The sequence below is a fragment of the Streptomyces sp. NPDC050422 genome (genome assembly GCF_044458665.1).
Lineage (GTDB): Bacteria > Actinomycetota > Actinomycetes > Streptomycetales > Streptomycetaceae > Streptomyces.
In genome coordinates, this window is the sequence record NZ_JBITIE010000015.1 from 38067 (window position 1) to 58226 (window position 20160).

Here is a 20160-nt window from a genome sequence, read left to right on the forward strand (position 1 = left end):
GTTTTCGATTTTCGATTTTCGAACAGGAACCGGCCGCGGGCCTTTTGCTGCCCTCGTTCTACCTTTATAGTCAGAGTGACTATTAAGGAGGTGGGTGTGAGTCTCGCGGATGTACTCGATCCCCTGCAGCAACCCCTGGTGACGGTTCTGGACACCCCGGTCAGCTGGACCGAGGTGCTGGGCTTCGGCAGCGGAGCGCTGTGCGTCTGGCTCGTGGCCCGCCAGCACCTCGCCAACTGGCCGATCGGCATCGCCAACAACGTCTTCTTCATCCTGCTGTTCGCCCAGTCCGGTCTGTACGCGGACGCGGGCCTCCAGATCGTCTTCATCGCCCTTGCCGCGTACGGCTGGTGGACCTGGACCCACGGGGGTGGACCAGGGACGGACGGCCTGCCGGTGCGGCGCACCATCCGCACCGAGTGGACCGGGCTGCTCGCGGCAGGGGCGGTGGGGACCCTCGCACTGACCGTCCTGCTCGACCGGGCCACCGACTCGACGGTGCCGTTCTGGGACGCCCTGACCACGGCCCTGTCACTGGCGGCGACGTACGGGCAGTGCAGGAAGCTCGTCGAGTCGTGGTGGCTGTGGATCGCCGCCGACGTGGTCTACATCCCGCTGTACGCGTACAAGGAGCTCTATCTGACCTCGCTGCTGTACGTGGGCTTCCTCACGCTGTGCCTGATCGGCCTGCGCAACTGGAGACGGGATCTCACCGTCCGCGCCCCGGAGCCCGTGGAGGCCGTGGCATGAAGCGTTTCGCACACGGCCTGGTGCTCGGGAAGTTCTATCCGCCGCACGCCGGCCACCACCACCTCGTCCGCACCGCCAGGGACCGCTGCGAGCGGCTGACCGTGCTGGTCTGTGCCGCCTCGGTGGAATCCGTCTCCCTCGCGGACCGGGTCGCCTGGATGCGGGAGGTGCACCCGGACGTGGCGGTGGTGGGCGCCGTCGACGACACCCGGATGGATCTCCACGACCCGGCGATCTGGGACGCCCACATGGCCGTCTTCACCGCGGCCGTGCCCGAGCCTGTGGACGCCGTCTTCACCTCGGAGTCGTACGGGGACGAACTCGCCCGCCGCTTCGGCGCCGAGTCCGTCTGCGTGGACCCCGGCCGCACGGTCTTCCCGGTCTCCGGCACCGCCGTCCGCGCGGACCCGGCCGGCTGCTGGGACTTCCTCGAACCCCCGGTCCGGGCGGCGCTCACCCGCCGGGTCGTCGTCCTCGGCGCCGAGTCCACCGGCACCACCACCCTGGCCCGCGACCTCGCCGCGCACTACCGGCAGCGCGGCGGCATCTGGGCGCACACCGGCTACGTCGCCGAGTACGGGCGCGAGTTCAGCGAGCAGAAGCTCGCCGCGCTGCGTGCCCGGTGGCCCGAGGCCCAGTGGGAGGACGTCTCCTTCACCACGCACGACTTCCCCCTCATCGCCGAGACCCAGAACGCCCGCGAGGAGGCCGCCGCCCGCACCGGCTCCCCGCTGCTCGTCTGCGACACGGACTCCTTCGCCACGACCGTGTGGCACGAGCGGTACGTCGGCGGACGCAACCCCCTGGTCGAGCGGACCGCCGACCGGGTCGCCCACCACCTGTGGCTGCTCACCGACCACGAGGGCGTCGCCTTCGAGGACGACGGACTGCGCGACGGCGAGGAGCTGCGGCCCTGGATGACCGACCGGTTCCGGGCCGAACTCACCCGCACCGGAAGGGCGTTCACCGAGGTCACCGGCAGCCGGCCGGAACGGCTGGCCGCGGCCGTCACGGCCGTCGACGCCCTGCTCGCCGACGGCTGGGACTTCGCCGCACCCCTTCCGGAGCGACGATGAGCGACGCCGCAGCCCCCGAGGGGTACGACCCGCACGCCTTCGAGCCCTTCGCCGTCACCGTCGACCTCGCCGTCTTCACCGTCCGCGAGTCCCGGCTGAACGTCCTGCTCGTCGAACGCGGCGAGGACCCGTACAAGGGCCACTGGGCACTGCCCGGCGGCTTCGTGCTGCCCCGGGAGTCCGCCGGGACCGCGGCCCGCAGGGAGCTGGCCGAGGAGACCGGGCTGACCGAGGACACCGTCTCGGGCCTCCACCTGGAGCAACTGGGCACCTACAGCGAGCCGGACCGCGACCCGAGGATGCGGGTCGTCTCCGTCGCCTACGCCGCACTCGTCCCCGACCTGCCCGAACCGCGCGGCGGCGGCGACGCGGCCAGCGCCCGGTGGTGGGACGCCGGAGAGCTCGGCACGCTCGCCTTCGACCACGACCTGATCCTCGCCGACGCCCGGGCCCGGATCGGCGCCAAGCTCGAGTACACCTGTCTGGCCACCGCGTTCTGCCCGCCCGAGTTCACCCTGGGCGAGCTCCAGCAGGTGTACGAGACGGTCTGGGACGTCGAGCTGGACCGGCCCAACTTCCGGCGCAAGGTCCTCACCACGCCCGGCTTCGTCCAGGCCGTGGAGGGATCACCGCGCCGCACCGGCGGGCGGGGAAAGCCGGCCGCCCTCCACCGGGCGGGCGCCGCCACCGCTCTGCACCCCCCACTGCTGCGACCGGAAGGAAGAAGCACATGATCGTGACCAGGACCCTCACCAAACAGGCCGCCACCGGCGCGCTGACCGGGCTCGCGCTCGGCGACGCGCTGGGCTTTCCGACCGAGTTCAACAACGTCCCGTCGATCCTCGCCAAGTGCGGCCCGTGGCGCCAGATGCGGCTGCCGAAGCCGGCGATCGTCACCGACGACACCCAGATGACCCTGGCCCTCGGGCGCGGGATCCGCACCGCCACGGACCGCGGACTGCTCACGCCGTTGCGCCTGGTGCGGCCGGTGCGCGACGAGTTCGTCGACTGGTACCACTCTCCCGACAACAACCGCGCCCCCGGCCGCACCTGCATGACCGCCTGCCGGATGCTCGACAGCGACCGCCTGTGGCAGGAGGCCAGCCAGACCGGTTCCAAGGGCTGCGGCGCCAACATGCGCGTCACGCCCGTCGGACTCGTCCCCGGCCTGAGCGAGGAACAGCGCGCCGGAGCCGCCCAGCTCCAGGCCGCCCTCACCCACGGGCACCCCACCGCGCTCGCCGCGTCCGACCTGACGGCCCGCGCGGTGTACCTGCTGGCGCAGGGCGCGGAACCGATGGGCCTGATCGGACAACTGCGCAGCTACGCGTACGAGAACAGCAACCGCTACCTCACCCGCTGGCTCGGCGACCTCTGGCGCCACGCGGGCGACTCCTCCCCGGAGCTGTACATCCAGCGCGGCTGGGACGAGTGCCTCACCGCCCTGGCCCGCGTCCAGGACGCCCTGCGCCACCCGTCCCCGGAGACCGACCCCTGTGAGAGCACCGGCGACGGCTGGATCGCCGAGGAGGCCCTCGCCACGGCCCTGCACTGCTTCCTGCTCTTCCCCGACGAGCCCGTCACCGCCCTGCGCCGGGCCGCCTGCACCCGGGGGGACTCGGACTCGCTCGGCTGTCTGACCGGCGCGCTGGCCGGGGCGCATCTGGGCTCGGCGGCCTGGCCCAAGGAATGGTCGGAGCGGATCGAGTACCGGAGCGACCTGCTGTCGCTGGGGGCGCTCTGGGACGCTTGAGGGATGCATACGAACACCGCACTCCTCCGGGACGCCGGGCTGCCGGTCACCGACCTCGGCCCGGTCCTCGCCGGGGAACGCCACCCGCTGCTGTTCGCCACGGTCTCCGGGGCGCATCTGTACGGGTTTCCCTCCCGGGACTCGGACGTGGACCTGCGGGGGGTCCACGTCCTGCCCGCCGAGGACCTCGTCGGGCTCCGGGAGCCCGACGAGACCCGCTCGCGCATGTGGGACAGCGACGAGGGAGTGGAGATGGACCTGGTCACCCACGACCTCCGCAAGTTCGTCCGGCTGATGCTGAAGCCGAACGGCTACGTGCTGGAGCAGCTGCTGTCGCCGCTCGTCGTGCACACGACCGCCCTGCACGCGGAACTGGTGTCCCTCGCCCCGGCCGTCCTCACCCGCAACCACGCCCACCACTACCGCGGATTCGCCAACACCCAGTGGCGGCTCTTCGAAAGGACCGGCGAGCTGAAGCCGCTCCTCTACACCTTCCGGGCACTGCTCACCGGCATCCACCTGATGCGCAGCGGTGAGGTGCTGGCGCATCTGCCGACGCTGCTCGCCCGGGTGCAAACGCCCTCCTACCTCCCGGGGCTGATCACGGCCAAGGCCGCGGCCGAACACGGGGGAGCGGAGGGAGTGGACACCGTGGCGGTGGCCCGGGACATCGAGTCGCTGCACCGGACGCTCGACGGGGCCCAGGCGGACTCGGGGCTCCCTGACGGGGCGAGCGGCTTCGACGCTCTGCACGAGCTGGTCGTGCGGGCACGCCTCGCCCCCGTCCCGGCAGGCTGAGCCGCGCCGCTCGCCCCCGCCTCAGCCCGCTGAACCGGCCTCGGACGCCAGGGCCGACGCCTGCCGGGCGCGGATCAGGAAGTCCTCGACCCGCGCCCGGTCAGGCAGCGCCGGCAGCGGGGACACGGCGGCCGCCTCGTCGTTCTCCTCGGCCAGGCGCGTCATACGCCGCTCCACCTCCGCCCAGGTGACCTCGCCGCGCCTGACCGCCAGCAGCTCCTCCCGGGCCGCGCCCACGTCGACCGTGAGCTCTCCCGTACGCAGCAGATCCCGGCCGCTCGTCAGCAGCCGCAGCAGATGCATCGCGTGCTTCCAGCGCGGCGCCCCGTGCTGCCGGACGTCCGCCTCCAGCTTCCGGCGCTGCCCCAGCGCGTACCGGACGAAGGTCTGATGGGCCTGCCGGGACAGGAACGCCCCACGCAGCGAGAGCAGTTCCCGGCCCGTCGCGTCGATCCGCTCCACCAGCGGCGAGTGCAGGCACTCCAGCACATTGGGGTTGGCCCGCAGTGCCAGTTCGCAGAACCGCTCCAGCTCCCAGGAGAACTGCTCCTCGGCCGGTCCGTCGACATGTGCCGGTGGCTTGTCGAACCGCCAGAACAGCGGGGTCGGGGCGAGGAACACCCCGCGCCGGTCGGTGTCGCTGCCGTCCGTGGCGAGCCCGAAGGCGCGCGAGCCCATCACGCAGGAGTAGACCGTGTGGTCGCGGACCAGGGCCTCGTCGCCGGGGGAGATCATGCGGGGAGGGTACGCGCCCTGCCCGGGCACGCGCCGCCGCCGCGTCTCACGGACAGGGCGCCCGGGCGCGCGACGGCGCCGCCCCTCTAGGCTGAAACACAAGCGCAGACGCGGCAGGCACAGGCAGGGAGCACGACGTGGCGGTACGAGCGGTCCGTGGAGCAGTCCAGCTGGAGCGGGACGAGGCCGGGCACATGGACGAGCAGGTCAGCGCCCTGCTCACCACCGTCCTGGAGCGCAACAGCCTGGTCCCGGACGACCTGATCAGCATCTGGTTCACGGCCACACCCGATCTGCACTGCGACTTCCCGGCTGCCGCGGCGCGCGGGATCGGTATCGTCGACGTACCGCTGATCTGCGCCCAGGAGCTGGACATCGAAGGGGCCATGCCCCGGGTGGTCCGGATCCTCGCTCATGTCGAGACGTATCTCGCCAAGTCCGAGATCGCCCACGTCTACCTCGGCGCCACCGCCTCCCTCCGCAAGGACATCGCCCAGTGAGAACCGCCGTCGTCATCGGAACGGGCCTCGTCGGCACCTCCGCGGCCCTCGCCCTCGCCGGGCGCGGCATCAAGGTCCACCTCGTCGACCACGACCCGGAGTCGGCCCGTACCGCGGCCGCACTGGGAGCCGGTACGGACGAGCCGCCCGAGGGCCGCGTCGACCTGGCGATCATCGCCGTGCCGCCGGCCCACACCGCGACCGTGCTCGCCACCGCCATGAGCGGCGGCGTCGCCCGCGGCTACCTGGACGTCGCGAGCGTCAAGGGCGGACCGCGCCGCGAGCTGGAAGCACTCGGCGTCGACCAGACGCCCTACATCGGTACGCACCCCATGGCGGGCAAGGAGCGCTCCGGTCCGCTCGCCGCCACCGCCGACCTGTTCGAGGGCCGCCCCTGGGTCCTCACACCCACCCGGGACACCGACACCGAGGTCCTGAACCTCGCGCTGGAGCTGGTCGCGCTCTGCCGTGCGGTCCCGGTCGTCATGGACGCCGACGCCCATGACCGGGCCGTCGCCCTCGTCTCCCACACCCCGCAGCTGATCTCGTCGATGGTCGCCGCGCGCCTGGAGGAGGCCGACGAGACCGCGGTGCGCCTGTGCGGCCAGGGCATCAGGGACGTCACCAGGATCGCGGCCTCAGACCCCCGGATGTGGGTGGAGATCCTGTCCGCCAACCCCGGCCCCGTAGCCGACGTCCTCAGTGGGGTCGCCGCCGATCTGGAGGAGACCGTACGGGCGCTGCGCGGGCTGCAGTCCGCCGACGAGGACAAGCGGCGCGAGGGCACCGAAGGCATCCAGGACGTCCTGCGCCGCGGCAACGCCGGCCGGGTCAGGGTGCCCGGCAAGCACGGCGCCGCCCCCGCCTCGTACGAGGTCGTGGCCGTCCTCATCAGCGACCGCCCCGGCGAGCTGGCCGGGATCTTCGCGGACGCGGGCCGGGCCGGGGTCAACGTCGAGGACGTACGGATCGAGCACGCGACCGGGCAGCAGGCGGGCCTCGTCCAGCTCATGGTCGAGCCGAGCGCGGCCCCCGCACTGAGCGCGGCCCTGCGCGAGCGGGGCTGGTCGATCCGGCCGTAGTAGCCGCAGTAGCAGTAGCAGTAGCAGTAGCAGTAGCAGTAGCAGTAGCAGGAGCAGCCGTAGCGGCCGGCCCGTCTCCCGGGCCCTTGGGACACCGGGCCGGGAGGCACTTTTCCACAGGGGTGGTCGGGCCCGCCCCGGCACTCGGTAACCTTGTGCGGGGCGGGTTCACGCGTCCCGTCCCGCCCACCCCGTGTACCAGGAAGGTGTCCACCACCGTGGAAACCGTAAGCGCCGCCGCCCGGACCGCCCCGGCCGCAGTGATCGTCGCCATCGACGGCCCCTCCGGCACCGGCAAGTCCAGCACGTCCAAGGCCGTCGCCGCCCAGCTCGGCCTGAGCTACCTGGACACCGGTGCCCAGTACCGGGCGATCACCTGGTGGATGCTGAACAACGGCATCGACGTGCACGACGCGATGGAGGTGGCGACCGCGGCCGCCAAGCCGGTCATCGTCTCCGGCACCGACCCCACCGGCCCGACGATCACCGTCGACGGCGAGGACGCCTCCGGCCCGATCCGCACCCAGGAGGTCACCTCCAAGGTCAGCGCCGTCAGCGCCGTCCCCGAGGTGCGCACCCGGATCACCGAGCTGCAGCGCACCATCGCCGCCGGAGCGGAGAGGGGCATCGTGGTCGAGGGCCGCGACATCGGCACCACCGTGCTGCCCGACGCCGACATCAAGATCTTCCTCACCGCCTCGCCCGAGGCCCGTGCGGCCCGCCGCAGCGGCGAGGTCAAGGGATCAGATCTGGCCGCCACCAAGGAGGCGCTGATCAAGCGGGACGCCGCCGACTCCGGCCGCAAGACCTCGCCGCTCGCCAAGGCGGACGACGCGGTCGAGGTGGACACCACCGAGCTGACCCTCCAGCAGGTCATCGAGTGCGTCGTCACCCTCGTCGGGGAGAAGCAGGCCGCGAAGTGACACCTGCCACGGGCGCGCCCACGCTGCGCGGAGCGGCGGTCGGACGCGGCATCGGGATCGGGCTGATGTACGGGCTGTTCAAGCCCCGTGTCCTCGGCGCGTGGCGGGTCCCCGCCTCCGGACCCGTCATACTCGCGGTGAACCACTCGCACAACGTCGACGGGCCGATGCTGATGGGCACCGCGCCCCGGCCCGTCCACTTCCTGATCAAGAAAGAGGCGTTCGTCGGCCCCCTGGACCCGTTCCTGCGCGGAATCGGTCAGGTGAAGGTGGACCGCACGACCGTCGACCGCACCGCCATCACCCACGCCCTCGGCGTGCTGGAGGACGGCGGGGTGCTCGGGATCTTCCCCGAGGGCACCAGGGGCGAAGGAGACTTCGCCTCGCTGCGCGCCGGACTCGCGTATTTCGCGGTACGCAGCGGGGCGCCGATCGTGCCCGTGGCCGTACTGGGAAGCACTGAGCGCCGCGGACGGTTGATATCGGCACTGCCGCCGTTGCGCAGCCGTGTCGATGTCGTCTTCGGCGAAGCGTTCGACGCGGGCGATGGCAGCGGCAGACGGACGCGCAAGGCGCTGGACGAGGCGACGTTGCGGATCCAGGGACGGCTGACCGGCCACCTGGAGCAGGCCGGGCGCCTCACCGGGCGCACCGGGTAAGACTTGAGTAGTGGATCGCGTGCTGCGTGGTCCATCGATGATGATGCAAAGAGGAACGGACTTCATGAACGACCAGATTCACTCCGGTGGCTCGGACCACGAGCACGGAGCACTTGGCGATGCCGAGTACGCGGAGTTCATGGAGCTCGCCGCGCAGGAGGGGTTCGACCCCGAGGACGTCGAGGGTGCCATCGGCGCGGCCGGTCACGGCCCGCTTCCCGCTCTCGCCGTCGTCGGCCGTCCCAACGTCGGCAAGTCGACGCTGGTGAACCGGATCATCGGCCGTCGCGAGGCCGTGGTCCAGGACAAGCCCGGCGTCACGCGTGACCGCGTCAGCTACGAGGCCGAATGGGCGGGCCGCCGCTTCAAGGTCGTCGACACCGGCGGCTGGGAGCAGGACGTGCTCGGGCTGGACGCCTCGGTCGCCGCCCAGGCCGAGTACGCGATCGAGATGGCCGACGCGGTCGTCTTCGTGGTTGACTCCACGGTCGGGGCCACCGACACCGACGAGGCCGTCGTCAAGCTGCTGCGCCGGTCCGGCAAGCCGGTCGTGCTCTGCGCCAACAAGGTCGACGGGCAGAGCGGCGAGGCGGACGCCACCGCGCTCTGGTCGCTGGGCCTCGGCCAGCCGCACCCGGTCTCCTCGCTGCACGGCCGTGGCACCGGCGACATGCTGGACGCGGTGCTGGAGGCGCTTCCCGAAGCCCCGGCCCAGTCGTTCGGCACGGCGGTCGGCGGCCCGCGCCGCATCGCGCTGATCGGCCGTCCGAACGTCGGCAAGTCGTCGCTGCTGAACAAGGTGGCCAACGAGGACCGCGTGGTCGTCAACGAGCTGGCAGGCACCACCCGTGACCCGGTCGACGAGCTGATCAACCTCGGTGGCATCACCTGGAAGTTCATCGACACGGCCGGTATCCGGCGCCGGGTCCACCTCCAGGAGGGCGCGGACTACTACGCCTCGCTGCGTACCGCGGCCGCCGTGGAGAAGGCCGAGGTCGCCGTGATCCTGATCGACTCCAGCGAGTCGATCAGCGTCCAGGACCAGCGCATCGTCACCATGGCCGTCGAGGCCGGGCGCGCGATCGTCCTGGCCTTCAACAAGTGGGACACCCTCGACGAGGAGCGCCGCTACTACCTGGAGCGCGATATCGAGACGGAGCTCGCGCAGGTCGCGTGGGCCCCCCGGGTCAACGTCTCGGCTCTCACCGGCCGCCACATGGAGAAGCTGGTCCCGGCGATCGAGACCGCGCTGGGGGGCTGGGAGACCCGTATTCCGACGGGCCGGCTGAACGCGTTCCTCGGTGAGATCGTCGCCTCGCACCCGCACCCCATCCGCGGTGGCAAGCAGCCGCGCATCCTCTTCGGCACCCAGGCGGGCACCAAGCCGCCGCGCTTCGTGCTCTTCGCCTCCGGCTTCCTGGAGCACGGCTACCGACGGTTCGTCGAGCGCCGGCTGCGTGAGGAGTTCGGCTTCGAGGGCACGCCGATCCACATCTCGGTGCGGGTCCGCGAGAAGCGCGGCCGCAACAAGTAGGCACCCGTGAGGCCGCCCGCCGCCCTGCGCGGTGAGGCGCCGGGACGGCGTCCGGCGGGCGCACACGGCTCAGGACACGGCCCAGGACGCGGCCCAGGACACGGCCCAGGACGCGGCCCAGGACACGGGCCCAGGACACGACAGAGCCCCGGACCACTCGCCTCAGCGAGCGGTCCGGGGCTCTGTCGTGTCGGTCAGGCTCCCCGCGAGCCCGGTGGCAGCGCCGCGGGCCTGCCCCCTCCCGCATGCCGTCCGACCCGCTGCCACGAGCCGAGGCCCCCGGTGTGGCTGCTAGGGCCGCTGCCGTGCCCGCCCGGCCCACCGGCGGTACTCCCCGCCCCCCCGCTCCCGGAGTGCGCCGAGTGGACGCTCAGCGGGGCGCGGGAGCCGGAGCCGAAGAACCCGGAACCGAAGGACGGCAGGACCAGACTCTCCTCGCCACTGCGATCACCCGGCAGCGCCCTGAACGACCTGCGGTACTCGGAGTACAGCGCGTCGTAGATCGGGGTGTGGGACGGGCCGCCCGAGGGGTCCTGCGCGGGACGCATGGCAGGGATCGGGCTCGGACGCTGGTGGGAGGGGTCGTATGAGTGCACGTAGGTGCCAACGACCCCGCCGTCCGTCGGATGCGGGCCTGCGGGAGAAATCGCTGTTCGCCGTGGGCGCGCGGCAGGTTCGGCCATGATCAGGTCCCGGCCAGCGGCATCGCGGCCGCCACCAGGAACCCACCGGCCGCGGCCTTCTCCAGGGCGTCGCGCAGCAGGTCCTCGCGGGGCTGCTGGCCGATCGAGCCGGCCGGGGCGGCGTAGACCAGCACGGTCTGGGACTTGTTGGCCGCGGTCCGCCAGCCCTCGGTGACCTGAAGGGGCGCGTGCGCCTGCCACCAGGCCACGGGGGCGCCGCCGCCCGTGCCCGGCTGGAGCACCGCGTGCAGCTGGCCCATGGCGAGCAGGATCGACCAGCCGTGCAGCACCTCGGGCACCTGGTCCATCCGGTGGACCGGGCGGAAGTCCTGCTCCAGCAGCAGCTGGAGGAACTCGTCGCCCCCGCTGCCGTCGGTTCCGGGGCGGGCGATCGCCCCGGTCGGCTCGACGACCAGGGCGGGGTGGAGCTCGTCGTCGATCAGGACGAGGCCGCTGGTGATCCCGAGCACCGCCTGCTCGGGCGTCAGAGGGTCCGGGGCGTCCTGCTCGCTGCCGGTGATGCTGCGTACGGCTCCCTGGAGCTGTTCCTCGGCGACCTGGACCACCTGTGACGGGATACAGGTCGCGTGGGCGAAGGCGAGGACGGCGGTCTCGTCGCCGACGAACAGCACCGTGCTGGTGCGTTCCTGCTCGGAGTCGCCGGGGGTGCGGCAGGAGGTGCAGTCGTAACTGCCGGGGGCGTTGTCGCCGACGAGCAGCCGGTCGGCTTCGGCGTCGCCGATCTCGGCGCGTACGTCCTCGCTGACGTCGAGCATGCGCGGCACGGGTGGCTCCTCGGACTCGGTACGTGCGCCGGGCGGTTCCCGGCTCATGAAGAAGACAACGGGTGAGCCGCTGCCGGGGTCACGCGAGAAGGGGAACGGAATCGAACCGAGCAGTGCGGCCGGCTCGAATGTGACCGGACAAATGCTGACATGAGGAAACGTGCCCTACGCATGTGAGTCACCCCGCGGGGCGAGGTGGGGCAGGGCCTGCAGTGCCTCGGCGGGGGAGTGCGGGTGGACCGGAGCGGCGCCATGACGGGGGTGCGTGCCCCGGCTGTCCGGGCTCCGCGCGAGGCCGTAATACGGATGATCCGGGTGCCCGCTATACGGGCGGAACGGGGGCCCGGGCGGGGTGGTGGTGGGATGGTGTGGATATCGTCACCTACGGATAAGGGTGCGATAAGGAAGGGTGAATTCCTGGTGGTGTGTTCATTTACGGGTGGTCATTTCGACGGGAAAGCGACGTCACCCGGTAGTGGCTATTCCGCTTGTTTTCGGGACCATTTCGGCCCGCTGCGGTGATCGTTTTCGGGCCTGTGTGATTACTGTGCGTCCGATGCCGAATCGTGCGTCCGAACGAATGACTCGGCGGAGAACGCGTGTAGTGATCCTGTGACACAAGTGTGACCGGTGAGGTACGTGAGGATGCGATGCGACCGGGTGGCTCCCCGGCTTCCGTCGTGGTCGGGAGCGGCCTACGGTGAGAGGCATGGCACCCGTACCGACTCCTCCCGCCCAGCCCGACGACACCCCCGGCACCTATGTCGGCCTCGCCGCCGAGTCCGCCGAACGGCGGGCCCGGGAGCGCGGCTGGGCGACTGTCAGGGCCCTGCCGCCGGGCACCGTCATCACCATGGAGTTCCAGAGCGGCCGGATCAACTTCGAGGTCGAGGCAGGCGTCGTCAGGCGCTGCTGGACCGGCTGAGGGGCCGTCCCGGCCGCCCCGCCCCCTGTAGTGCATGACTGAAGGCCCCGACATCTGTGTCGGGGCCTTCAGTCATGCACGGGTGGCTGTGCGCGCCGTTCCCGGAGTCCTGCGGGGTCAGCCGCCGGCCACCGGCCGGGCCGGTGCGGTGCCGCCGCGCGGTGTGCGGTCCGCGTGCGGCGGGCGGCGGCTGCCGGCCGGGGTGACCGGGGTCCGCTCCGAACGTGCGGGGTGGGCGGGTGGCGCGGTGTACGCCCGGGGGCGGCCGCCGGTGGCCGTGATCACCGGCGCAGGCGCTCCGGTTCCGGCCGGCTCGCGGGCCGGGCTCCGTGCCGCGTCACCCGTGGCCGCCAGGCCGGCCGGCACGGGGTGCGGAGCGAGGGGAACGACGGGCTCCGGCGCCACGGTCCTGCCGCGCGCGCTCAGCCACTCGCGGGCCGCGAAGATCCAGTTCTCGGCCCGGGTGATCAGCGGCTCGACCCAGGGCAGGCCCAGGAGGATCAGCAGACCCGCCGCCCAGCCGAGCACCACATCGCTGAGCCAGTGCGTACCGAGGTAGACCGTCGTCAGGCCGACCCCGAGCGAGACGATCGCGGACATGGCCGACAGATAGCGCCTGGCGCGCGGAGTGGCGGCCAGGTAGGCAAGGATTCCCCAGGTCACGACGGCGTTGGCGGTGTGGCCCGAGGGAAATATATCGCCGCCGGCGAAGAGCTCGGCCGATCCGATCTGCGTCGCGTAGTGCGGGCCCAGCCGGCCGAGGCCGATCTTGACCGCGCCCACCGTCACGTTGAGCAGCAGGAGGGAGGCACCCAGTGTCAGCAGGGGCCGCAGGGTGTGCTGCCGCCAGGAGCGCCAGCCCAGCCAGCAGGCGACCATGACCGCCGTGGGCCCGCGCTGGCCGAGGACGACGTAGTAGTCGAGGAAGGCGTGGATGCCGGGCCACTGCTGGTACGGCCGGAAGAGCATGACCTTCCAGTCCAGGGCCACCAGCCAGGACGACATGAGCACGGCAATGACGATGGCCAGATAGAACGCCAACGTCCCGCCGAAGAGAGCGATGCGGTGAGGGCTCATCCGCGGTGTCTCTATCTTCGGCGGTTCCGGCTCCCGGTCCAGACGGGCAAAGATGTCGGTACGCACCCAATCGACGTTACAGCGAGTGAGTGGGTGACCCGGTCGATCCGGCCGCTTTGTGATGACGATGTGATGTGGACTATGTCTCAGTCCAACCTGATTTTCTGAGTTTCCGGGAGCCCGGGATTCCTTTCGTTCCTTTTCTTCAGCGGGCTTTCCGTAAACGCATTCGGTTATTTGTGGAAAGGTGAACCGGGCGGCGAGGGGAATGTGCCCCGACCGCCCGCGAGGTCGAACGGACGGTATCGGTCCGGTTACTGGATGCCTCCGTCCGGCCCGCCCGGGAGGGCCCTCGCGGCCCCCGGATCCCGTCGCCGGCGCGGCTGGGCGGCCGGTTGTCGCAGGTCGGCGTGGTGCCCCGGAGGGGGGTGGGGCGGGCGTCCGCAGTGGCGTACGCCACACTCGACGGCGTCGGCAGGTATGAGATGGGCCACGTGTGGCCCTGTCGAACTCGCGTACGCTGACGGCTCACTCGCCCGTCGATGCCGGGCCCGAGGGACAGCGGACGCTGAATCCCCGGAGGGCCTGCCGAGCGCGAGGGACCTTTTGGGAGGTAGATGCATGTCCGGGACGACCACAGCCCGAATCCGTCTGCGCGAAGCCGCCGACGGGGCCAATCGATGGGTCGTCCTGGTCGTCCTCTGCCTCAGCCTGCTGCTCGTGGCACTCGACGCGACCGTGCTGCACGTCGCCGTCCCCGCCGTCACCGAGGACCTGCGGCCCAGCGCCGTCGGTCTGCTCTGGATCGTGGACGTCTACCCGCTGGTCTGTGCGTCCCTGCTGATCCTCTTCGGCACACTCGGTGACCGTGTCGGACGCCGGCGCGTCCTGCTGCTCGGCTACGCGCTCTTCGGTGTCGCCTCCGCCGTCGCCGCCATGGCCGACAGCGCGGGCGTACTCATAGCGGCCCGGGCTCTGCTCGGAGTCGGCGGCGCGATGATCATGCCGGCGACCCTGTCGATCCTCCGGCAGGTCTTCCCCGACCGCCGCGAGCGGGCCGTGGCCATCGGTGTGTGGTCCGCCGTGGCCGCCGTCGGCGCCGCCACCGGACCGGTCATTGGCGGCTTCCTCGTCGAGCACTTCTGGTGGGGCTCGGTCTTCCTGATCAACATCCCGCTGATGGCTCTGATCCTGCCGCTCGGCCGGCTGCTGCTCCCGGAGTCCCGCGGCAGCGACGACGGGCCCTGGGACGTGTTCGGCGCCCTGATGGCCGCCGCCGGTGTCCTCGGCGTGGTCCTCGGCGTGAAGCGCGCGGGGACCGGTGAGGGGCTGCTCGTCCCGGGCACGCTCGTGCCGCTGCTGGCCGGGGCCGTGCTGCTGGTCGCGTTCGTCCGCCGCCAGAAGCGCCGGACGCATCCGCTGATCGACATCGGGATGTTCGCCAGGCCCGCCTTCTCCACCGCGGTGGGCTGCATCGTCCTCGCCATGCTGGCCCTGGTCGGCCTGGAGCTGATAGCCGTCCAGTACCTCCAACTGGTCCTGGACCTCAGCCCGCTGGAGACCGGTCTGCGGCTTCTGCCCCTCACCTTTGCCGCCATGGCCGCGGGGGCCACCGGCTCGTACACCCTGCGCCGCATCGGGCCGCGCAGAATGGTCGGCTGGGGCTTCGTCCTGACGGCGGCCGCGGTCCTGATGCTGACCGCGATGGGCGAGCACGACCGGCCCGGCCTGCTGACCGTGTCCTTCGTCGTGCTCGGCTTCGGCCTGCAGTCCACGCTCTTCGGCGCGTACGAGTCCATGCTCAGCGAGGCACCGGCGGAGCGGGCCGGCGGTGCGGCGGCGATAGGCGAGACCTCGTACCAACTCGGCGCCGGCATGGGGATCGCCCTGCTCGGCAGTGTGATGAACGCCGCGTACGCCCCCGGTCTGGCCAAGCTCCCCGCAGAGGGGGTTCCCGCCTCGGCGGGCGCCGCCGCCTCGCATTCGCTCGGCGAGGCCTACCAGGTCGCCGCACAGTTGGGCGGTCCGCTCGGAGCCGTACTGCGCTCCACCGCCCGGGACGCCTTCGTCGGCGGGCTGCACATCACCCTGCTGGTCAGCGCGGGTCTGCTGCTGCTCGGGGCGCTCGCCGCGCTGAAGCTGCCGCGGGTGATGGAGTGCCCGCCGCTGCTCTGCGAGCCCCGCGAGTCCGTGGAGGGCCACGAGGTGCCCGCCCCCCGGGACGAGGATGGCCACCGTGAGCACCCGTATCCGTGCGAGCTGCCGGTCCAGGAGCGGCCCGAGGTGCTCCTCCGGCTGCCCGTGCGGCGCACGCCTGCCGAGGCGACGGGCTCTGGACGCACGGCACACTGAGTCGTAACGTCGGCACGGCGCCGTAACTAACACTGCTAGTTTTTGGCGCTCCCCACCGACATCGGTACCGTGCGAGCCGCCGGAGGCGCCCCCTCATGTCCACCGCTCAGTCCTCGAAACTCCCGCCCTTCGACCCCCGTGACCCGATCGGCATCGACGATCTCCTGGGCGCCGAGGATCTCGCGATCCGCGACGCCGTCCGGGTCTGGGCCGCCGACCGCGTCCTGCCGCACATCGCCGAGTGGTACGAGAACGGCGAGCTGCCCGGCATCCGCGAGCTCGCCCGCGAACTCGGTTCGCTCGGGGCGCTGGGCATGTCCCTGCAGGGCTACGGCTGCGCGGGCGCGACCGCCGTCCAGTACGGACTGGCCTGCCTGGAGCTGGAGGCCGCCGACTCCGGAATCCGCTCGCTCGTCTCCGTGCAGGGCTCCCTCGCCATGTACGCCATCCACCGCTTCGGCTCCGAGGAGCAGAAGCAGCGGTGGCTGCCCGGCATGGCGGCCGGCGAGATCATCGGCTGCTTCGGGCTCACCGAACCCGACCACGGGTCCGACCCCGCCGGCATGCGGACGTACGCCAAGCGCGACGGCGACGACTGGGTCCTCAGCGGCCGCAAGATGTGGATCACCAACGGTTCGGTCGCCGGGGTCGCCGTAGTCTGGGCGCAGACCGACGGGTCCACCGCAGGCAGCGGCATCCGCGGATTCGTGGTGCCCACCGACGCCCCCGGGTTCTCCGCGCCGGAGATCAGGCACAAGTGGTCCCTGCGCGCCTCGGTCACCAGCGAGCTGATCCTCGACGAGGTGCGGCTGCCGGCCGACGCCGTACTGCCGGACGTCACCGGGCTGCGGGGCCCGCTCAGCTGTCTCAGCCATGCCCGCTACGGCATCGTCTGGGGGGCGATGGGCGCCGCCCGCTCCAGCTTCGAGGCGGCCGTCGACTACGCGAGGACACGTGAGCAGTTCGGGAAGCCGATCGGCGGCTTCCAGCTCACCCAGGCCAAGCTCGCCGACATGGCCGTCGAACTGCACAAGGGCATCCTGCTCGCCCACCACCTCGGCCGGCGGATGGACACGGGCAGGCTCCGTCCGGAGCAGGTCAGTTTCGGAAAGCTGAACAACGTGCGGGAGGCCATCGAGATCTGCCGGACCTCGCGCACGATCCTCGGCGCCAACGGGATCTCGCTGGAGTACCCGGTGATGCGCCACGCGACGAATCTGGAGTCGGTGCTCACCTACGAAGGAACCGTGGAGATGCACCAGCTGGTGCTGGGCAAGGCGCTCACCGGCCTGGACGCGTTCCGGTGAACCGGAACGACGGCCCGACCGATCGGTGAGCGTCCCGCTCAGCTCTGGTTGAAGAAGCCGTCGGCCGGCCGGCCGGCGGCTTCGCCGGTGACGACCTGCGTGTCGGCGGGGCTCAGCAGGAAGACCCGGGTGGCCACGCGCTCGATCGACCCGCGCAGTCCGAAGATCAGTCCCGCGGCGAAGTCCACCACGCGCTTGGCGTCGGCGGAGTCCATGGACGTGAGGTTCATGATCACCGGGACGCCGTCCCGGAAGAGCTCGCCGATGGCCCGGGCGTCCCGGAAGCTGTCCGGGGTCACCGTGGCGATCCGGCGGCCCGTCTCCTGCGCCGCCTCCGTGGCGACCCGCACCCGCGGATCGGTCACCCAGGCCTGACCGGTCCCGGTCCGTGCACCTTCGGCGTACTCGTCGTCGTCGTAGTACCGCTCGTCGTTGTCCTCTACGAGGCCCAGCCAGGCACTCGCCTTGCGCACCGATCCCATGGACGCCTCCTCTCACCGCGGTTCCTTGGCGTTCCGCATGTCTTTCGTATCCCTATGGTCGTCCATCATGCGGATCGTGCGCCAAGGGGATACGCGGCGCGCAGGGCTTTCGTGACGGTACTGGTGCAGAAGATGTGGCGATTCGTCAAGGTTCCTCCTGCATAAGGGCCCTGGAGATAAGAAAATATGCTCCTCCGGTCCGTACGGGTGACATGGGGGACGTACGGGTGAACGGGTCACTCGATACGATGCACGTCGCGCAGGCGCCCGAGCGCCGCGCACAGCTGAACGACTCCCGGGGGATGGCCGTGTTCGGAATCGTCAGGCCCTGCACTCACCGCTTGTCGGAGGGGCTCAAGGCCGAGTGGATGGCCCATCTCTGTGGGCTCTGTCTGGCACTTCGCTCCGATCACGGACAGTTCGCCCGGATCGTCACGAACTATGACGGCCTGATCGTCTCGGTCCTGACGGAGGCTCAGACCGGGCGCACCCCCGGGCAGCGGCGCACGGCGGGGCCCTGCCCCCTGCGCGCCATGCGCACCGCCCCGGTCGCGCGCGGTGAGGGAGCCAGGCTCGCGGCCGCCGTCTCGCTGGTGCTGGCCTCCGCCAAGGTGCGCGACCACGTGGCCGACCGGGACGGCCTGTTGGCGCGCCGCCCGGTGGCCGCGGCCGCGCGCAGGGTGGCCGCGGGCTGGGACAGGGCCGGCGCGCGAACCGGCGCACAGCTCGGCTTCGACACCGCGTTGCTCGTCGACGCCGTCGACCGGCAGACCGGCATCGAGCTGCTCGCGGGGCCCGGCACCCCGCTGCTGACGGTCACCGAGCCCACCGAGACCGCCACCGCCGCGGCCTTCGCGCACACCGCCGTACTCGCGGGCAAGCCGCAGAACGCCGAGCCGCTCGCGGAGGCCGGACGGCTCTTCGGACGCCTCGCGCATCTGCTGGATGCCGTGGAGGACCAGGAAACTGACGCCGCGTCGGGTGCCTGGAACCCCCTGACGGCGACGGGCACCTCGCGCGCCGAGGCCCGGCGGCTGTGCGACGACGCCCTGCGCGGCGTACGGATGGCGCTGCGGGACGCGGAATTCGCCGACGACAAGCTCGCCCATGTGCTCCTGGCGCACGAACTGCGGCGCTCGGTGGACCGGGCGTTCGCCACGGACGTCTGTTCCCATCGGAGCGGCGGGCTGCTGACCGAAGCCGGCCATCCGTCAGGAGGCCACCCCGCGGGGTCCTTCGGGCCGCCGCCCGGCAATCCGTACGCCCCCACGGGCCCGTCCGGGCCCTTCGGGCCGCCGCAGCCGCCGGAGCCCCCGCGCGACCGGCGGGGGCTCATCATGGGGTGCCTCGTGTGGGCGGGGCTCGCCTGCACCTGCCAGATGTGCTGCGGAACCTTCGACGACCCGTGGAGCCGGCAGCGCCGCGAGGGGCTGTGCAGTCAGTGCGACTGCGGGGACTGCTGCGACGGCTGCGACTGCTGCAGCAACTGCGGCGACTGCTGTGACGGCTGCGACTGCTGCGACTGCGGGTGCGACTGCAGCTGCTGACCTCGCGTCACTTGATCTCGGGCGGCGAGATCTGCGAGGTCGTGACCGCCGAGGCGGAGATGCCCCACTTCTCCAGGATCCGTTCGTAGGTGCCGTCCGCCTTGAGACGGTTGACCGCCGCCTGGAAGGCGGGCGCCAGCGGCGTGCCCTTCTTGAAGGCGAAGCCGACGTCGAGGCGCTTGAACTCGTTGAGGAAGCGCACCCCCTCCTGCTGCCCCACGGCGTACCGCAGTCCGTTGATGGTCGACATCACCACGTCCGTACGCCCCTGCTGGAGCGAGGTCCAGACCGCCGACGCGTCGGAGTACGTCTTCACGTCGTACGCCTTCTGGCCGGCCTCGGAGCACCGGTGCCGGTTCTTCTCCAGCGTCACCTCGAACGTGGTGCCCGCCGTGGTGCCGACGGTCAGGCCGCAGAGCTGGGCGAGATCGGTGACGTCGGCCAGCTTGCTGTCGTCACGGACCGCGAAGCCCTGGCCGTCGTTGAGGTAGGTGACGAAGTCGATCGTCCGGCTGCGTTCGTCGGTCACGCCGAAGTTGCCGGTGCCCACCTCGTACTTCCCACTGTCGAGCGCGGGCAGGATCGCCTCGAACGCCGCGACCTCCCGCTTCGGCTTCAGTCCGAGCACCTTGGCCACGGCGTCCCCGAAGTCGATGTCGGTGCCCGCCAGGGTCGTACCGTCCGCGAGATACGTGGCGGCAGGAGGGGTGCCGACGGCGGCGGCGATGTTCAGGGTGCCGGAGGAGCGGACCGCGGGGGGCAGCAGGGCAGCGGCGGCCTCGTCCTTCTTCACCCCCGACACGACGTCGGTGGTGGGCACGGCCCCCTTGGCGGCGGGACCGGCGGCGCCTGCGGGGGCGGTCGCCGGATCTCCGGACCCGCACGCGGTCAGCATCAGCGTGGCGGCGGTGATCAGCGCGAAGGCAGCGGTGTGCCGGGTACGGGGCATCAGAGATGGCTCTCCAGTTTCATGGGCCGTGGACGGGCGCGGGGCAGCGCACGACGGCCCGCGGACCGGGCGGAGGAAGGGCGGAACACGAGGGGAAGACCGGTGCGAGGGGAGGGGTGGTGCAGCGTTGTGTACGCGAGGGCACGCAGGGAGAAGAGCTCAGACGCCGGTCACGGCGCGAGCGGGAATGCGGGTCGGAGCAGGGCGGAGGCTCAACAGGAAGAGGACCACACGCGACCGAAG

Annotated in this window: 20 protein-coding genes; 14 read left to right on the top strand and 6 right to left on the bottom strand. The window is 71.5% G+C overall.

Translation table 11 applies throughout. The annotated features are described in order from the left end of the window. Window positions 1-96: 96 nt before the first annotated feature. The 5 genes from pnuC to ACIBJG_RS23940 are packed head-to-tail and all read left to right on the top strand — an operon-like array spanning window position 97 to window position 4377. Complete coding sequence (gene pnuC, locus ACIBJG_RS23920) at window positions 97-750, top strand: nicotinamide riboside transporter PnuC (RefSeq protein ID WP_399310227.1); 654 nt, start codon at window positions 97-99, stop codon at window positions 748-750. Beyond that, window positions 747-1826: an AAA family ATPase gene (locus ACIBJG_RS23925; RefSeq protein ID WP_399310228.1), complete on the top strand. Its 1080-nt coding sequence runs from the start codon at window positions 747-749 to the stop codon at window positions 1824-1826. The genes pnuC and ACIBJG_RS23925 overlap by 4 nt, the downstream gene beginning before the upstream one ends. Beyond that, the gene (locus ACIBJG_RS23930; RefSeq protein ID WP_399310230.1) at window positions 1823-2560 is read left to right on the top strand and encodes an NUDIX hydrolase; all 738 of its coding nucleotides are present in this window, start codon (window positions 1823-1825) and stop codon (window positions 2558-2560) included. Before ACIBJG_RS23925 ends, ACIBJG_RS23930 begins: the two co-directional genes overlap by 4 nt. After that, the gene (locus ACIBJG_RS23935; RefSeq protein ID WP_399310232.1) at window positions 2557-3579 is read left to right on the top strand and encodes an ADP-ribosylglycohydrolase family protein; all 1023 of its coding nucleotides are present in this window, start codon (window positions 2557-2559) and stop codon (window positions 3577-3579) included. The genes ACIBJG_RS23930 and ACIBJG_RS23935 overlap by 4 nt, the downstream gene beginning before the upstream one ends. Window positions 3580-3582: 3 nt before the next feature. Then, complete coding sequence (locus ACIBJG_RS23940; RefSeq protein WP_399310233.1) at window positions 3583-4377, top strand: DNA polymerase beta superfamily protein; 795 nt, start codon at window positions 3583-3585, stop codon at window positions 4375-4377. A gap of 21 nt (window positions 4378-4398) precedes the next feature. Here the strand turns inward: ACIBJG_RS23940 and ACIBJG_RS23945 are convergent, their stop codons facing one another. Then, window positions 4399-5112, bottom strand: a complete 714-nt coding sequence (locus ACIBJG_RS23945) for a DNA polymerase beta superfamily protein (RefSeq protein ID WP_399310235.1) — start codon at window positions 5110-5112, stop codon at window positions 4399-4401. 137 nt (window positions 5113-5249) lie between these two features. Between ACIBJG_RS23945 and aroH the strand changes: the two genes are divergently transcribed. The 5 genes from aroH to der all read left to right on the top strand — a co-directional run bounded on the left by aroH (window position 5250) and on the right by der (window position 9810). Beyond that, complete coding sequence (aroH, locus tag ACIBJG_RS23950) at window positions 5250-5612, top strand: chorismate mutase (RefSeq protein ID WP_399310237.1); 363 nt, start codon at window positions 5250-5252, stop codon at window positions 5610-5612. Further along, the gene (locus ACIBJG_RS23955; protein WP_399310239.1) at window positions 5609-6694 is read left to right on the top strand and encodes a prephenate dehydrogenase; all 1086 of its coding nucleotides are present in this window, start codon (window positions 5609-5611) and stop codon (window positions 6692-6694) included. The genes aroH and ACIBJG_RS23955 overlap by 4 nt, the downstream gene beginning before the upstream one ends. A gap of 206 nt (window positions 6695-6900) precedes the next feature. Then, the gene (gene cmk / locus ACIBJG_RS23960) at window positions 6901-7617 is read left to right on the top strand and encodes a (d)CMP kinase (RefSeq protein ID WP_359355541.1); all 717 of its coding nucleotides are present in this window, start codon (window positions 6901-6903) and stop codon (window positions 7615-7617) included. Continuing rightward, window positions 7614-8276: a lysophospholipid acyltransferase family protein gene (locus ACIBJG_RS23965; RefSeq protein WP_399310241.1), complete on the top strand. Its 663-nt coding sequence runs from the start codon at window positions 7614-7616 to the stop codon at window positions 8274-8276. Before cmk ends, ACIBJG_RS23965 begins: the two co-directional genes overlap by 4 nt. Before the next feature lie 64 nt (window positions 8277-8340). Then, entirely contained in the window at window positions 8341-9810 is a 1470-nt protein-coding gene (gene der, locus ACIBJG_RS23970; protein WP_399310242.1) for a ribosome biogenesis GTPase Der, read from the top strand. A 194-nt stretch (window positions 9811-10004) separates the two neighbouring features. Here der and ACIBJG_RS23975 read toward each other — a convergent pair whose 3' ends face one another. Both ACIBJG_RS23975 and ACIBJG_RS23980 read right to left on the bottom strand, forming a co-directional pair. Next, window positions 10005-10358, bottom strand: a complete 354-nt coding sequence (locus tag ACIBJG_RS23975; protein WP_399310244.1) for a hypothetical protein — start codon at window positions 10356-10358, stop codon at window positions 10005-10007. Between the two features lie 137 nt (window positions 10359-10495). After that, on the bottom strand, window positions 10496-11278 hold the full coding sequence (locus tag ACIBJG_RS23980) for a hypothetical protein (protein ID WP_399310246.1): 783 nt from the start codon (window positions 11276-11278) through the stop codon (window positions 10496-10498). Between the two features lie 709 nt (window positions 11279-11987). On the opposite strand from ACIBJG_RS23980, the gene ACIBJG_RS23985 reads away from it, so the two are divergent. Next, the gene (locus ACIBJG_RS23985) at window positions 11988-12203 is read left to right on the top strand and encodes an I78 family peptidase inhibitor (RefSeq protein ID WP_359085577.1); all 216 of its coding nucleotides are present in this window, start codon (window positions 11988-11990) and stop codon (window positions 12201-12203) included. A gap of 117 nt (window positions 12204-12320) precedes the next feature. Here the strand turns inward: ACIBJG_RS23985 and ACIBJG_RS23990 are convergent, their stop codons facing one another. After that, on the bottom strand, window positions 12321-13346 hold the full coding sequence (locus ACIBJG_RS23990; RefSeq protein WP_399310247.1) for a phosphatase PAP2 family protein: 1026 nt from the start codon (window positions 13344-13346) through the stop codon (window positions 12321-12323). 555 nt (window positions 13347-13901) lie between these two features. On the opposite strand from ACIBJG_RS23990, the gene ACIBJG_RS23995 reads away from it, so the two are divergent. Further along, window positions 13902-15632 carry an MFS transporter gene (locus tag ACIBJG_RS23995; protein WP_399310248.1) on the top strand — a complete coding sequence of 577 codons (1731 nt, stop codon included), beginning with the start codon at window positions 13902-13904 and terminating at the stop codon, window positions 15630-15632. A 95-nt stretch (window positions 15633-15727) separates the two neighbouring features. Continuing rightward, on the top strand, window positions 15728-16939 hold the full coding sequence (locus ACIBJG_RS24000) for an acyl-CoA dehydrogenase family protein (RefSeq protein ID WP_399310250.1): 1212 nt from the start codon (window positions 15728-15730) through the stop codon (window positions 16937-16939). 38 nt (window positions 16940-16977) lie between these two features. On the opposite strand, the gene ACIBJG_RS24005 is transcribed toward ACIBJG_RS24000, so the two are convergent. Then, on the bottom strand, window positions 16978-17421 hold the full coding sequence (locus ACIBJG_RS24005) for a cell division protein SepF (RefSeq protein ID WP_399310252.1): 444 nt from the start codon (window positions 17419-17421) through the stop codon (window positions 16978-16980). A gap of 308 nt (window positions 17422-17729) precedes the next feature. On the opposite strand from ACIBJG_RS24005, the gene ACIBJG_RS24010 reads away from it, so the two are divergent. Further along, window positions 17730-18968 (top strand): DUF5685 family protein, encoded by a 1239-nt coding sequence (locus ACIBJG_RS24010; protein ID WP_399310483.1) that lies wholly within the window; start codon window positions 17730-17732, stop codon window positions 18966-18968. 7 nt (window positions 18969-18975) lie between these two features. Here ACIBJG_RS24010 and ACIBJG_RS24015 read toward each other — a convergent pair whose 3' ends face one another. Further along, complete coding sequence (locus ACIBJG_RS24015; RefSeq protein WP_399310254.1) at window positions 18976-19917, bottom strand: ABC transporter substrate-binding protein; 942 nt, start codon at window positions 19915-19917, stop codon at window positions 18976-18978. Between the last annotated feature and the right edge of the window lie 243 nt (window positions 19918-20160).